Origin of the sequence: Pseudomonas sp. PA-4-8C (assembly GCF_021606625.1) — a bacterium.
In the GTDB taxonomy this organism is placed as follows: domain Bacteria; phylum Pseudomonadota; class Gammaproteobacteria; order Pseudomonadales; family Pseudomonadaceae; genus Aquipseudomonas; species Aquipseudomonas lactis.
In genome coordinates this window covers 18,350-32,456 of sequence record NZ_WKCD01000043.1, presented here as the reverse complement: position 1 = coordinate 32,456, position 14,107 = coordinate 18,350, and the positions used below count along the sequence as shown (strand labels likewise).

Below are 14,107 nucleotides of genomic sequence, written 5' to 3'. Positions count from 1 at the left end.
CTCTGAACCCTATCCCTGTGGGAGCTGGCTTGCCTGCGATAGCATCACCTCGGTCTGCCTGATACACCCAGTCGCCTGCATCGCAGGCAAGCCAGCTCCCACATTTGACCGAGTTGTGTTCAAGAATGTGTGACAATGCCCATCACTTTGAGCCAACACCAGAATCATCATGACCGCCCCCACTACGCCCAAACCACCGCGCAAGAAGCCTAAAACCGCCGCCACGGCCAAACCCGTCGCGCCGCGCAAAGAGGCCACCCTGCACCCACGCAACCGCCACACGGGCCGTTACGACTTCCCGGCGCTGATCAAGACCACGCCTGAACTGGCCAAATTCGTGATCATCAATCCCTACGGCAAAGAGAGCATCGACTTCGCCAGCCCGGATGCGGTGCGGGTGTTCAACCGGGCGTTGCTCAAGTCGTTCTATGGCATCCAGCATTGGGATATCCCGGCGGACTATCTATGCCCGCCGGTACCGGGGCGTGCCGACTATGTGCATTTCCTCGCCGACCTGCTGGCCAGCGTCAACGAGGGCAAGATTCCCCGCGGTTCGATCGTCAAGGTGCTGGACGTCGGCATGGGCGCCAACTGCGTCTACCCACTGATTGGCTATATGGAGTACCGCTGGAACTTCCTCGGCTCGGAGGTCGACCCGATCGCCGTGAGCGCCGCCAAGGCCATCGTGCAATCCAACGACCTGAGCAAGGTCATCCAGTTGCGCCAGCAACCCAACCCCAAACAAATTCTGTTGGGCCTGCTGGAGCCGGGTGAACGCTTTGACCTTACGATGTGCAACCCGCCCTTCCATGCGTCCATGGACGAAGCCACCAAAGGCAGCGAGCGCAAGTGGCGCGCCTTGGGCAAGGCCGACCCGAAACGCAAATTGCCGGTGCTCAACTTCGGTGGTCAATCGGCCGAACTGTGGTGTGAGGGCGGCGAGGCGCGGTTTGTGACGCAGTTGATCGCCGAAAGCGCGCACTTTGCGCATAAAGTGCTGTGGTTCAGCACCCTGGTGTCCAAAGCCTCCAACCTGCCGGCGATCGAAACGGCGCTGAAAAAAGCCGGCGTGCTGGAAAGCCAGGTAGTGGAGATGTCCCAGGGGCAGAAGCAGAGCCGCTTTGTGGCCTGGACGTTCCAGACCAAGAACGAGCAGCAGATCTGGCGCCAGCGCTGGGTTCGATAAGCCCGCCACACAATAAAATCGCAGGCAATAAAAAACCGTGCCCGGATCACTCCGAAGCACGGTTTTTTTTGCTGCGTCTTACTTGTTAACAGCGTCGGTCAGGCCTTTAGCCACAACCAGCTTGATAACTTTCTTGGCAGCGATTTCGATGGCAGCGCCAGTCGAAGGGTTACGGCCAGTACGGGCAGGACGCTCGGTCACTTTCAGTTTGCCAACGCCTGGCAGAGTGATTTCGCCGCCATTTTCCAGCTGATCAGCAACAACTTGGCTCAGTTGGTCCAGCAGAGCACGCACGGTAGTTTTCGGTGCGTCTACTGCTTCAGCCAGGTCAGCGATCAGTTGGTCTTTAGTAATAGCCATTGTGGTGTTCCTTCCCTATCAAATTCATATGGATTGCAGAGTGCAGTGTCAGCCGTCGAGCCCGACCGTCATGGCCTGGCATCCCCGGCTATAACCACGGAGATCGGGGTTATAGATGCTTGAAACGGGGATTGGTTCGACCTGACAAATGCTGAATGCACGCTTAACGCCGAGACTTGGCGTAAGACGGGGCAAAACTAGCACAGAGACGGGGAAATATCCGCCTCAACATACCCATTTGGTCAGCTTTATCGCTCTAAACCGTGAAAAAAAGGCATATGGCCAGTCACAGGGCGTGCAAAATGCCGTTCGGGGCACGTCTTGACCAATGGGTGCGGTACACTGGGCGACTTTTCGGGGAGGCCAACCGCTCCCCCTTCAACCAGCCGAGAAGCCTATGCCGATCCGTCATTGCATCGTCCACCTGATCGACAAAAAACCCGACGGCACACCCGCAGTTCTTCACGCCCGCGACACGGAACTGGCCGAGTCCGCCGCCATCGAGAACATGCTTGCCGACCTCAACGAGAGCTACAACGCCAAACAAGGCAAGGCCTGGGGTTTCTTCCATGCCGAGTCCGGCGCGCACCCGTTCAGCGGCTGGTTGAAGGACTACTTTGACGGTGGCCAGGACTTCACCAGCTTCAGCCGCACGGCGGTAGAGCACCTGCAGAAGCTGATGGAGGAGTCCAACCTCTCCACCGGCGGCCATGTGCTGTTTGCCCATTACCAGCAAGGCATGACCGACTACCTGGCTATCGCCCTGCTGCACCACAGCGAAGGCGTGGCGGTGACCGACGAGCTGGACGTGACGCCCTCGCGCCACCTGGACCTGGGCCAGTTGCACCTGGCGGCGCGTATCAACGTCTCCGAGTGGCAGAACAACAAGCAGTCCAAGCAGTACATCTCCTTCATCAAAGGCAAGAACGGCAAGAAGGTCTCGGAGTACTTCCGCGACTTTATCGGCTGCCAGGAAGGCGTGGATGGCCCGGGCGAAACCCGCACCCTGCTCAAGGCGTTCAGTGACTTCGTCGAAAGCGAAGACTTGCCCGACGAGTCCGCCCGCGAGAAAACCAAGACCCTGGTGGACTACGCCAGCAGCCAGGCCAAGCTCGGCGAACCCATGGGCCTGGAAGAGCTCTCCGGGCTGATTGATGAAGACCGGCCAAAAGCCTTCTACGACCACATCCGCAACAAAGATTACGGCCTGTCGCCGGAGATTCCGGCCGATAAACGCACCCTCAACCAGTTCCGCCGCTTCACCGGGCGCGCCGAGGGCCTGTCCATCAGCTTTGAAGCGCACCTGCTGGGCGACAAGATCGAGTACGACGAAGCCGCCGGCACCTTGATCATCAAGGGCCTGCCGACCCAACTGACCGACCAGCTCAAGCGCCGTAACTGATGCTGGGCGGGGTACTCAAGAAAGTCCTGCTGGTGTTGCTGGTGGTGGTTGCGATCCAGAACTGGGGCAAGGTGGAACGGCTGTTCAACCCGTCCCAGGTGGTCCCGGAGCAGGTGCGCGCCTCTGCGCGGGTGGTGCTCTATGCCACCGAATGGTGTGGGTACTGCAAGCAGATCCGGCGTTTTCTGGACCAGAAGGGTATCCCGTACCAGGCCGTCGATATCGAGAAGGATGCCCAGGCGCGCAAGGCGTATGAGGCGCTGGGCGGTGGTGGGATTCCGTTTGTGGATGTGAACGGGACCTTGATTCGCGACTACAACCCCGAAGCAATCATGGCCGCCCTGAAGTAACACGCAATCAAATGTGGGAGCTGGCTTGCCTGCGATGGCGGTGTAACAGGTTCAATACCTGTGACTGACACACCGCTATCGCAGGCAAGCCAGCTCCCACACACGTCAGCGCTGCGCATTGGGTTTTGGGGTGGGCTTAGAAATTGGCTTCCAGCAACACCAACGCCGTGCGTGTCGAGCTGAGGTATTCCTTGCCTAACGGGTTCAGCAGCGAAAACCGCAACGCAGGCCTAGCGCACCACAATCATGCGGCCCAACAGGCTGTGCTGTTCAAAACCCAACACCGCTTGCAAGGCATTCAAAACCGCTAAGGGGTCCTGGCTCGGAAAACTGCCGCTGACGCGTTTGGCGGCCATGTTCTCGTTAAGCAGAAGAATTCGGCCGGGGTAATAACGCCTCAGGTCCTCGACCACGTCAGCCAGGGGTGCTTTGTAGTAATTGAGCCAACCCTCGCGCCAGGCCAGACGTGAGGCGCTGTCGACCCCATGCAAAGGGTCGGCAATACCATCGGCGTAGGCCACTTGCTGGCCCGCGGTCAGCACCTGTTGCTGGCCCTGTCTGGAGGGCGTCACGCCGACACGGCCGGACAGCACAGTGACCTCGGCGCCGTCAGGTTGCAGGCGCACTTCAAACTGCGTTCCCAGTACCCGCGTTTCACCGCCACTCGCCTCCACCACGAAGGGGTCGCCGGTGTGGGTCACGCTGAAAAAACCTGCACCACGGCGCAGTTGGATGTGCCGTTCGCCCTGGCTGAAATCCACGGCGATGGCGCTGTCGGCGTCTAGGGTGACCTTGGATTGATCGGCCAGGGTGAAAGTCTGCACCTCCCCCGGCGCCGTCACATAATCGGCGCCCCATTCATCGACCCAGCGCGACGGCTGCCAACCGGCGCCCATCGACACCATCAGCAGCAGGCAGGCAGCGACGGCCAAGGCACCAGACCAACGCGCCACCCGGGAGCGTTTGGAGGCGGTGATCCTATTGAGGTAGCCCTGCAAGGCGAGCGCGTCCTCGTCGGCCAGTTGGCGCGCCGGCACTTCGCTCAATTCCCAGAGCACCTGGGCTTGGGAATAGGCCTCGACGTGTGCGGGATCTGCGCGTAACCAGCGGCTGAACGTGGCCTGGTCGCCGCTGCTGGGCTGGTCATGCAGCAGGCTCAGCCAATCGAGCGCGGCCTGTTCCTGGGCGGGCGTGGGCGTGACGTTCACGGGGCTTTCCCTGGCGTGCGTGGCGGCGATGGTTCGCGAAGGCTGGCCTTGCAGGCTTCGAGGGCGCGCATCATATGTTTTTCCACGGCGCTTTGGGACAGGCCCATGGCTTTGGCGATTTCTGCGTATTTGCGGCCGTGAATGCGGTTAAGCAGGAAAATCTGGCGGGTGCGTTCGGGCAAGCTGCGCAAGGCGGCTTCCACATGGCGCAGATCATTGCCCGCCTCCAGCGCCGCCTGGGGTTCGCAGCCTTGATTGTCTGACTGCTCGGGTAGCCAGCCTTCACTGCTGCGTGCCCGAGCACCTTCGCTGCGCAGGTGGTCGATAGCAATGTTGCCAGCGCAGCGCAGCAGGTAGGTGCTCAGCTCTTCGACCTGCACCAGCGGGCGACGCCAAAAGCGCAGGAACAAATCCTGCACCAGGTCGGCTGCCGTGGCGCGGCAACCGACACGGCGGCTGACCAACGCCTCCATTTGCGAACGCTGGGACAAAAACACCTGCAAAAAGTGCGCACGCCCACCGGCCGCCTCCGCATGCGGATTGTCCTGGGGTTGCGGCGGTGGGTTGATCCTCATGGCCGACTCAAGATAGGGCGAACGCCGCAACAGGGCTGGCCAACAGGCCGAGGCCCGCGAGGATCAAGGCCAGCCTTGGCCGATACGGCAGCAGCAACACCAGCAGCAAGGCGCTGAGCATCAACACCGCGCACCACTCCACCAGGCCCTGGCCCCAACCAGCACCAAGCACGGCCGGCCAGATCGACACGGCCAGCAGCAACCAGCCGCCCACCCGCAGCGCCAGGCGCCGCGTGGGCGTGGGTTTGCAGTGCAGCAATTCGCCGTGGTGACGGTCGGTAGACAAACACAGCGCGGTAAACCCGGCGTAGCACATCAGTAGCGCGAGGAGCATCAGTTGGCCTGCTGCTTGAGTGTTAACCCGCGGGCACGCTCAGCCTTGGGTAGCGGCGCGCTGCGGTGATGCATCTTCCAGGCTGCCCAGGCGAGGAACGCGCCACTGGCCAGGCAGGTGAGGTCGAAGCCGGCCATCGCCCAGTCGCCGCTTGGCACAGAGACACCCAAGTGATGCGAGGTGGTGATGGCGTTGAGCAATGGAATGGCGGCAAACAACAGCGCGCCGAAGCTCAGTTGCTCGACCCAGCCCTGGCGACCGCGCCGCAGCAAGGCGTGCAACAGGCTCAGGGCCCAGGCGATAAAGAACGCCTGCACTTCCCAGTCGGAACGCGCAGCGAAGCTTACCGGCAACAGGCGGTTGGCCCAGAAAAACGCCGCGATGGCGATCATCAATCCGGACATGCTGGCGATATTCAACACCTCCACCAGGCGCAGTTCAAAGGGCATGACCGCGGCTTTGGCATGTTTGAGCTGGCGCTTGCCCAGCCAGATCACCAAGCCCGTACCGATCATCGCCGTGCCCGCCAGGCCGCAAATAAAGTACAGCCAGCGCAGCACTGGGCCGGCGAAATGGCCCATGTGCAAACCGTAGAAACTGCCACCGATGGCCGTCGCCAATGACGGCTCGGCACTGCCTCGCAACAGCTCGCCGGTGGTGCCGTTGAACGACAGGGTACTGCCGGAGGCATGCACTACGCTGTCGGAGCCGGCGCGGAACACATTGACTGAGGCGTTGGCATCGCCGGGGTTGTTGACCGCCACCCGCCCTACATGACCACCCGCCCACTGCTCCCGCGCCTGCTGGTACAGCGGCAATAACGGCAGCAACTGCCCTGGCTGGCCAAGGGCCGGCGCATTGTTGGTGTTGGGAAACAGCTCATTGAAAAACGCCCGGCTGTCGTCGCCATAGGACGCCACGATGGGCGCGGGCATGACCATGCTCATGAAAATCACCAGGCTGCTGTAGGTGATCATCAGGTGAAACGGCAGCACCAGCACACCCACCGCGTTGTGCCCGTCCAGCCAGGAGCGCTGGCCTTTGCGGGGGCGGAAGGTGAAGAAGTCCTTGAAGATTTTCTTGTGGGTGATGATGCCGGTGATCAGCGCGACGAACATCACCATGGCGGCGATGGTCGACAGCCAGCGGCCCCACGGGTAAGGCATTTGCAGCTGGAAGTGGAAACGATAGAAGAACTCGCCGCCCTTGCTTTCGCGGGCCTGCACCGCTTGGCCGGTGACGGGGTCGAGGACTTTCTGGATGAAGGTGCCGCGCTTGCCGGGCTCGAGCTTGTCTTGCCACATCACCGATAGGCCGGGGTCGCGGCGGGTCGGCAAGGTAATGAACCAGCGCGCGGCGGTGGGTGCCTGCTGTTGCAGGTAGCTTTGCGCGACGGCGAGGCTGCGCCCATCGTCCAGGGGATGGGCCTGCACTTCGGGCTGCATCCAATGGGTAATTTCGTCTTTGAAATAGGCCAGGGTGCCGGTCAGGAAAATCGCGAACAGCAGCCAACCGAAGATCAAGCCTGCCCAGGTGTGCAGCCAGGCCATGGCCTGGCGAAAGCCCTCTTTCATGTGCGAGCCATCCAGAAACCAATGCGGCCAGGGTGGCAAACAGCGCACTCGGCACCATCACCCCTGCCCAGGCGCGCCATGCCGTGCGGCAGGCAAAACACCAGAGCACCGCCAGCAGGTAGAACACAAAGGAACTCATCATGCCGGTAACCACCGCATCGGCACGGGTAGTGGGCAGCCACAGCGCCAGGCAAATGGCGGCCAGGGAGGCCATCAGGTAACCACCAATCACCGCCGCCAGCACGCGCGAGGTGACGGCAAGGCGGTAGGAAACGGGCAATGAGGTTTTGCTTTTCATGCGGCAGGCGCCTGGTTCATCAGCGCGCAATATTAATGATAAATATTCTCATAAGCAAAAGAGAACGGATGAATCACCTGCCCTGTCCGATTGCCGAACCCGGTCACGGGCCCTACAATGCGAACAATTCTTGTTCTCTAAAGCATGTCGAATGCTTGCGGAGTGATCGCGTTGCAGCCGTCCAATCCCGTCGAAGTGTTGTACAACGACCATCACCACTGGCTTACCGGCTGGTTGCGGCGCAAGCTCGGCTGCCCGGACAACGCGGCCGACCTGGCGCAGGACACCTTCATCCGCGTGCTCAGTGCCCGGGAAGCGCCAACGCTGATCGAGCCGCGCGCCTTCCTCACCACCGTGGCCAAGCGTGTGCTGTTCAACTTCTACCGCCGCCAGGACCTGGAGCGCGCCTACCTTGAGGCCTTGGCGCAGATGCCCGAACACGTGGCGCCGTCGGAAGAAGACCGCGCGATCATCCTGCAAACCTTGCTGGAACTGGACCAACTGCTCGACGGCTTGCCTAAGCAGGTCAAACGCGCCTTCCTGCTGGCCCAACTCGATGGCCTGACCTACGCGCAAATCGGCGCGCAACTGGGCATCTCCATCGCCACCGTCAAACGCCACCTGACCAAAGCGGCCATGCGCTGCTACTTCGCCCTATGAACGTCTCCAGCCAAGTCGCCGAACAAGCCGTGCACTGGTTGCTGGAAATGCAGCAAGGCGCGCTCAACCCGCGCCAGCAGGCGGCCTGGCAGCAATGGTTGAATGCTCACATCGAACACCAACGCGCGTGGGAGCAGATCCAGCGCGTCAACCAACGCCTGCGCGGCGTGCCCTCGCCCCTGGCTCACGCCGCGTTGAATGCCCCCACCTCCAGCAACCGGCGCCAGGCGCTTAAGTTGCTGCTGATTCTGGGTGCCGGTTCAGCCGCTGCCTGGAGCCTGCGCCAGCAACATATCCTGCCGCCGCTGACGGCTGACTATCGCAGCCCGGTGGGCCAACGCCGCACGGTGCAACTGGCCGACGGCAGCCAGTTGCAGCTCAACACCGGCAGCGCTGTGGATGTGCATTTCGACGGCCAGCAGCGCCTGGTGCGCCTGCTTGAAGGTGAAATCCTGCTCACTGCCCGTGCAGGCCAGGCGCCGTTGCACGTGCTGACCGGCCAGGGCCTGCTCAGCAGCCAGGCGGCGCGCTTGACTGTGCGCCAGTTCAACGACCACACCCAACTGGCGGTGCTGGCCGGCCAGGTCGAGGTGATGCCCAACCGCTACAACGGCTTGGCGCTGAGCGTTAATGCCGCGCACCAAGTCAATTTCACCCGCAAAGGCTGGGACACCCCACGCCCCACCGACGCCAACAGCGGCGCCTGGGCCGACGGCATGCTGGTGGCCGCACATATGCGCCTGGAAGACTTCTTGAGTGAACTGGGGCGCTATCGTCGCGGCCAGCTCCATTGCGATCCACAAGTGGCCAACTTGCTGCTGTCCGGCAGTTACCCATTGGATGACAGCGAACGCATCCTCGACCTGCTGGAGATCAGCCTGCCGGTGAAAGTGCGGCGTTTTACGCGTTATTGGGTGACCGTGCAGGCACGTGCGTGATGCAAGCGCTTTTTGTAGGAGCGAGCTTGCTCGCGAAAAACCTCAACCCACCGCGTTAAACCAGACAACCCGCATTATCGTTGACGACTTTCGCGAGCAAGCTCGCTCCTACAGTGGGAAGCGCATTCAAAAATATTTATACGCAATTGTGAGCCGTTTTCCGCACCTGGCGTGACAGAGAAGGAAAGCCCCCCTTGATCCTTCCTTCTCAGGACCGCCCTTCATGCCCCAGCAACCGACGCTTCTCGCCCGTACCCTGCGCCAACTCCTGCTCGGTGCCAGCCTCAGCCTGACCGCACTGCCGGCGGTGATGGCAGCCGACGCCAAGGCGTACCACATTGCGCCGACCACCCTGGAAGCGGCCCTGAATCAATTCGGGCGTGAAGCCGGGGTGCTGGTGTCCTTCGGTTCGGCAGTGACGGCCGGTATGCAAAGCCCAGGGCTGTCGGGCAATTACAGCGCTGCCGAGGGCTTGCAAAAACTACTGGAAGGCACCGGCCTGCAAGCCCGCGCTGAGGGTGATAACGCCTACAGCCTGCAACCAGCGGGCGCCCCCGCTACCCTGGAGTTGCAGACCTCCAACGTGGTCGGCGACTGGCTCGGTGACGCGGCGCAAACCAACGTGTTCGAACACCCCGGCGCCCGAGATGTGATCCGCCGTGAAGAATTCGAACGCCAGGGCGCCACCCAGGCCCGCGATGTGCTTAACCGCATCCCTGGCGTCAACGCCCCGGACAACAACGGCACCGGTAGCCACGACATGGCGCTGAACTTCGGTATTCGCGGGCTCAACCCGCGCCTGGCGTCGCGCTCCACCGTGCTGATGGATGGCATCCCGGTGCCCTTCGCGCCTTACGGCCAGCCGCAACTCTCCTTCGCGCCGATCAGCATGGGCAATATGGACGCGGTGGATGTGGTACGCGGCGGCGGTGCGGTGCGCTATGGCCCGCAAAACGTGGGCGGCATCGTCAACTTCGTCACCCGGGCTATCCCGGATGCGCCGACGGTCAAGGGCGGTTTGCAGACCGAGACCAGCCCCTCCTCCAGCCACGACGGCTTCAAGACCACCGGCAACCTGCTGGCGGGCGGCACCGCCGACAATGGCCTGGGCGGCGCGCTCTTGTACTCCGGCACCCGCGGCGGCGATTGGCGCGAAAACAGCAACACGCGCATCGACGACCTGATCCTCAAGGGCAAATACCAACTGGACGACACCAACAGCTTCAACGCCATGGCGCAGTACTACGAAGGCCAGGCCGACATGCCGGGCGGTTTGAACGTCAAGGACTACAAGGCCGACCCGTATCAGTCCACTCGGCCCTACGACAAGTTCTGGGGCCGCCGCACGATGTTCAACGTCGGCTACCGCTACGAGCAGGACCGCCGCGAATTCACGGTCAACAGTTTCTTCACAAAGACCCTGCGCAGCGGTTACCTGGACCAGGGCAGTTTCCTGTCGCTGTCGCCACGGGAATATTGGGTACGCGGCCTGGAAACGCGCTTCGCCCAGGGCTTCGACCTCGGCCCCACCAGCCACGAAGTGGGTGTGGGCTACCGCTACATCAATGAAGCCGGCCACGAACTGCGCTACCGCACACCGATTGCCGCCAACCAGCAAATCCCCACCACCAACAGCCGCAACGACCGCGACACGCGCGGCGGCACCGAAGCCAATGCGTTCTTCATCGACGACCGCATCGACATCGGCAAGTGGACCATCACCCCAGGCATTCGCTACGAGATGATCAAGTCCCAGCAGACCAACAACCTGAGCAACGTCAAATACAAGGGTGACTACAACACCGCGCTGCCCGCGCTGAACGTGCTCTACCACCTCACCGACGACTGGAACCTGTACGCCAACACCGAAGGCTCGTTCGGCAGCGTGCAATACAGCCAGATGCCCAACCGCGTGAACAGCGGCGAAGTGAAACCGGAAAAAGCCCGCACCTGGGAGCTCGGCACGCGCTATGACAACGGCAACCTGCGTGCGGAAATCGGTGCCTTCCTGATCAACTTCGACAACCAGTACGACAGCAACCAGACCAACGACACCGTGATCGCCCGCGGTGAAACCCGCCACCAGGGCATCGAGTCGAGCATCAACTACGCCCTCGACGGCCTGAGCCCGGCGCTGGCAGGGTTTGACGTGTACGCCACCTACGCCTATGTGGATGCGACCATCCGCGAAGACGGCCCGAACAAAGGCAACCGCGTGCCTTTCTCCTCCAAGCACAAAGGTACCCTCGGCGTGGGTTACACCGAAGGCCCTTGGAAGCTGAATGTGGACAGCAGCTACCAGAGCAGCCAGTTCGCCGACAACGCCAACACCCAGGCCGAAAGCGCCGACGGCGCCAATGGCCGCATTCCCGGCTACATGCTGTTCAGCAGCCGCGCAGCCTATGACTTCGGACCGCAGTTGTCGGACTTGAATGTGGCGGTGGGGGTGAAAAACATCTTCAACAAGCAGTACTACACCCGCTCGTTTGATGACAACAACAAGGGCAAGTACGTGGGTGAGCCGCGCACGGTGTATGTGCAAACCTCTATCGCGTTCTGACCGCATTTTGTAGGAGCGAGCTTGCTCGCGAAAAACTCACAGGCGCCGCGTTCATTCAGCAAACACGCGTTATCGTTGACGTTTTTCGCGAGCAAGCTCGCTCCTACAGATGATTTTCAGTGTGTTCAGGATCTAACTGCCCGCCAGGCAACTGGGGGTGGCGGCCACCAACGCGTCAATGGCACACCGCGTCTTGGCCGGCATATGCGCCGCCGTCGGCCAGATCACATGGATCGGTGCAGGTTGCTCACGATAGCTGGGCAGCACGGCCTGCAACTGCCCGCGCAGTGCGTAATGGGCAATCAACCAACTCGGCAACCAGGCCAGGCCCACGCCCGCGATGGCGGCATCGGCTACGGCCTGGAGGTCGTCCAGGATCAGGGGAGAGACCAGGCGCGAGCGCTGCGCGGTGTTGCTGCGGTAGGCGATACCACGATGAGCGGCCAGGTCTTCGATACTTTCAATGGCGCCCTTGCGCTGCAAATACGCCGGTGACGCCGCCAGCCCCATGACCTGCTGCCCCAGGCGCCTTGCACTCAGGCGGTCGGTGTCGGGCAACGGGCCGATGCGCACAGCGATATCGAAGCCTTCCTGCACCAAGTCGATCATGCGGTCGGAAAAACAAAGGTCGATTTCCAGTTCCGGATAGCTGTCCATCAGGGCCCACAACGCTGGCGCGGCATAGTGATGACCAAACGCCAGGGGTACGCTCACTCGCAAACGCCCGCGGGGTTGCTGACGGCCGCTTTCCAGCACCGACTCGGCCGCCTCCAACTCTGCCAATGCGCGCAGGCAATGCTCGTAGTACGCCTGCCCGTCCTCGGTCAACCGCTGGCGCCGGGTGGAACGCTGTAACAGGCACGTGCCCAAGCGTGCCTCCAGGCGCGCCAGGCCCTTGCCTACCGCCGAGCGGGTGAGGTTCAGGCGTTCGGCGGCTTCGGTGAGGTTGCCGCTTTCGACAATCTGCAAAAAGAGCTCGACGCCATCAAAACGTGGAGTGGCCATGTTTAATTGTCGCCCCGCATTCCCTTATCGATGGAAAAATTGTCGTCAATAAAGAACCTTATTCCCGAGAGAATAGCCCCTCCCGCTCTCGAAAGGAATGTCGTATGCCCCGCGCCGTCGCACTCTCGGCCCTCACTCCCCCGGGTACTGCCAGAAACGGCCTGGCCCTCACCGCCGTTTGCCTGGTGGCCCTGATGTTCGGCCTGGAAATCTCCAGCGTGCCGGTCATCCTGCCGACGCTGGAACAGGAACTGGGCACGGGTTTTCAAGACGCCCAATGGATCATGAATGCCTACACCCTGGCCTGTACCAGCGTACTGATGGCGGCGGGCACCTTGGCGGATCGCTTTGGTCGGCGGCGTGTATTGGTGGTGTGCCTATGGCTGTTTGGGCTAGCTTCATTGGCCTGTGGGCTGGCCGACAGCGCCGCCACGCTGATCATGGCGCGGTTTGTTCAAGGTATCGGCGCCGGAGCAATGATGATTTGCCAGTTCGCGATCTTGTCCCACCAATTCCGCGAACCCGCGACGCGTGCGCGGGCCTTCGCGATATGGGGCGTGATCGCTGGCGTGGGTCTGGGTTTCGGGCCGATGGTGGGGGCCTTGATCCTGGCCGTGGCGGACTGGCGCTGGGTGTTCCTGGTGCACGTACCGCTGACCCTGTTCACCTTGGCGTTGTTGCACATCAGCGTGCAGGAATCCCGCGACCCGGCCAGCCATCGCCTCGACATCGCCGGCATGCTGACCATGACACTCACGGTGTTTGCGCTGGTCTATTTCATCACCCAGGGCAGCGAAATCGGCTTTGGCACCCCGGCGATGCTCGGCTGGGCTGGCCTGTCGGTCTTCGGGCTGCTGCTGTTTATCTGGATTGAGCGGCGCAGCGCTCACCCGATGTTCGACTTCTCGGTGTTGCGCATCCAACGCTTCAATGGCGCGTTGATGGGCTCGATCGGCATGAACTTCAGCTTCTGGCCGTTCATGATTTACCTGCCGTTGTACTTCCAAGCGGGCCTGGGTTACGACACCGTGACCACCGGCGCCGCATTGCTCGCGTACACCTTGCCCACTTTGCTGGTGCCGCCGCTGGCCGAACGCCTGGCCCTGCGTTTTGGCGCCGAACGCATCATTCCCCTGGGCCTGGGGACAATGGGCGCAGGGTTCATGGGGATGGCCGCCGTTAATTACGCCCAACAACCCAGCACGGCGCTGGTGCTGCTCAGTTGCGTGATCGCCGGTATCGGGCTGGCGCTGACCAATTCGCCGACCACCAACACCACCACCGGCTCAGTCTCGGCTGACCGCGCGGGCATGGCCTCGGGCATCGACTTCAGCGCACGGCTGATCACCCTCGCGCTCAATATCGCGCTGATGGGCCTTGTGCTGTTGTTGGGGATCAGCCACAACCTGGCCCACGTGCTGCCTCACAGCACGGCACTGGAGTGGGCAAACCTCAGCCAGCATATTGCCGCCGGCAAGTTGGATGCGCCGGGGCTGACCATTCAGGATGCGCAAACAGCGCTGCGCAGCGGCGCCGGCTGGGCCATGCTGTTTGCGGGGTTGGGCGCCTGCGGGCTGGCGATGCTGAGCCGGTATTTCTTCCGGCGCGAGCGCTGAACGAAAAACGGGCCTGCATGTGCAGGCCCGTTTTCAGTGGG

Annotated in this window: 13 protein-coding genes and 1 pseudogene; 7 read left to right on the top strand and 7 right to left on the bottom strand. The window is 62.0% G+C overall.

All coding sequences use genetic code 11. From position 1 onward, the window contains the following. Positions 1 to 169 precede the first annotated feature (169 nt). Complete coding sequence (rlmF, locus tag GIW04_RS10315; RefSeq protein ID WP_003188841.1) at positions 170 to 1,186, top strand: 23S rRNA (adenine(1618)-N(6))-methyltransferase RlmF; 1,017 nt, start codon at positions 170 to 172, stop codon at positions 1,184 to 1,186. A gap of 78 nt (positions 1,187 to 1,264) precedes the next feature. On the opposite strand, the gene GIW04_RS10310 is transcribed toward rlmF, so the two are convergent. After that, on the bottom strand, positions 1,265 to 1,546 hold the full coding sequence (locus GIW04_RS10310) for an HU family DNA-binding protein (protein WP_003188840.1): 282 nt from the start codon (positions 1,544 to 1,546) through the stop codon (positions 1,265 to 1,267). Between the two features lie 397 nt (positions 1,547 to 1,943). Between GIW04_RS10310 and yejK the strand changes: the two genes are divergently transcribed. Further along, a complete protein-coding gene (yejK, locus tag GIW04_RS10305) occupies positions 1,944 to 2,948 on the top strand; it encodes a nucleoid-associated protein YejK (protein WP_003188837.1) in 1,005 nt (334 codons plus the stop codon). Next, complete coding sequence (locus GIW04_RS10300; RefSeq protein ID WP_003188836.1) at positions 2,948 to 3,298, top strand: glutaredoxin family protein; 351 nt, start codon at positions 2,948 to 2,950, stop codon at positions 3,296 to 3,298. The genes yejK and GIW04_RS10300 overlap by 1 nt, the downstream gene beginning before the upstream one ends. Before the next feature lie 230 nt (positions 3,299 to 3,528). On the opposite strand, the gene GIW04_RS10295 is transcribed toward GIW04_RS10300, so the two are convergent. The 5 genes and pseudogenes from GIW04_RS10295 to GIW04_RS10275 all read right to left on the bottom strand — a co-directional run bounded on the left by GIW04_RS10295 (position 3,529) and on the right by GIW04_RS10275 (position 7,287). After that, on the bottom strand, positions 3,529 to 4,506 hold the full coding sequence (locus GIW04_RS10295) for a FecR family protein (RefSeq protein WP_120248710.1): 978 nt from the start codon (positions 4,504 to 4,506) through the stop codon (positions 3,529 to 3,531). Next, positions 4,503 to 5,081, bottom strand: a complete 579-nt coding sequence (locus tag GIW04_RS10290) for an RNA polymerase sigma factor (protein ID WP_003188829.1) — start codon at positions 5,079 to 5,081, stop codon at positions 4,503 to 4,505. The genes GIW04_RS10295 and GIW04_RS10290 overlap by 4 nt, the downstream gene beginning before the upstream one ends. Before the next feature lie 7 nt (positions 5,082 to 5,088). Further along, complete coding sequence (locus tag GIW04_RS10285) at positions 5,089 to 5,415, bottom strand: DUF3325 domain-containing protein (protein ID WP_003188828.1); 327 nt, start codon at positions 5,413 to 5,415, stop codon at positions 5,089 to 5,091. Next, positions 5,415 to 6,989, bottom strand: a complete 1,575-nt coding sequence (locus GIW04_RS10280; protein ID WP_120248709.1) for a PepSY-associated TM helix domain-containing protein — start codon at positions 6,987 to 6,989, stop codon at positions 5,415 to 5,417. Before GIW04_RS10280 ends, GIW04_RS10285 begins: the two co-directional genes overlap by 1 nt. Beyond that, positions 6,986 to 7,287, bottom strand: a pseudogene (locus tag GIW04_RS10275) (DUF3649 domain-containing protein). The gene GIW04_RS10280 and the pseudogene GIW04_RS10275 overlap by 4 nt, the downstream one beginning before the upstream one ends. Before the next feature lie 171 nt (positions 7,288 to 7,458). Between GIW04_RS10275 and GIW04_RS10270 the strand changes: the two are divergent. The 3 genes from GIW04_RS10270 (at position 7,459) to fecA (ending at position 11,445) form a co-directional block, all read left to right on the top strand. Continuing rightward, positions 7,459 to 7,947 (top strand): sigma-70 family RNA polymerase sigma factor, encoded by a 489-nt coding sequence (locus tag GIW04_RS10270; RefSeq protein ID WP_003188822.1) that lies wholly within the window; start codon positions 7,459 to 7,461, stop codon positions 7,945 to 7,947. Next, on the top strand, positions 7,944 to 8,885 hold the full coding sequence (locus tag GIW04_RS10265) for a FecR domain-containing protein (protein ID WP_120248708.1): 942 nt from the start codon (positions 7,944 to 7,946) through the stop codon (positions 8,883 to 8,885). The genes GIW04_RS10270 and GIW04_RS10265 overlap by 4 nt, the downstream gene beginning before the upstream one ends. Positions 8,886 to 9,108: 223 nt before the next feature. Beyond that, complete coding sequence (fecA, locus tag GIW04_RS10260; RefSeq protein ID WP_120248707.1) at positions 9,109 to 11,445, top strand: TonB-dependent Fe(3+) dicitrate receptor FecA; 2,337 nt, start codon at positions 9,109 to 9,111, stop codon at positions 11,443 to 11,445. Between the two features lie 132 nt (positions 11,446 to 11,577). Here the strand turns inward: fecA and GIW04_RS10255 are convergent, their stop codons facing one another. After that, positions 11,578 to 12,450, bottom strand: a complete 873-nt coding sequence (locus tag GIW04_RS10255; protein ID WP_120248706.1) for a LysR family transcriptional regulator — start codon at positions 12,448 to 12,450, stop codon at positions 11,578 to 11,580. A 104-nt stretch (positions 12,451 to 12,554) separates the two neighbouring features. Between GIW04_RS10255 and GIW04_RS10250 the strand changes: the two genes are divergently transcribed. Continuing rightward, positions 12,555 to 14,066 carry an MFS transporter gene (locus GIW04_RS10250; protein ID WP_120248705.1) on the top strand — a complete coding sequence of 504 codons (1,512 nt, stop codon included), beginning with the start codon at positions 12,555 to 12,557 and terminating at the stop codon, positions 14,064 to 14,066. The last annotated feature ends 41 nt before the right edge of the window (positions 14,067 to 14,107 follow it).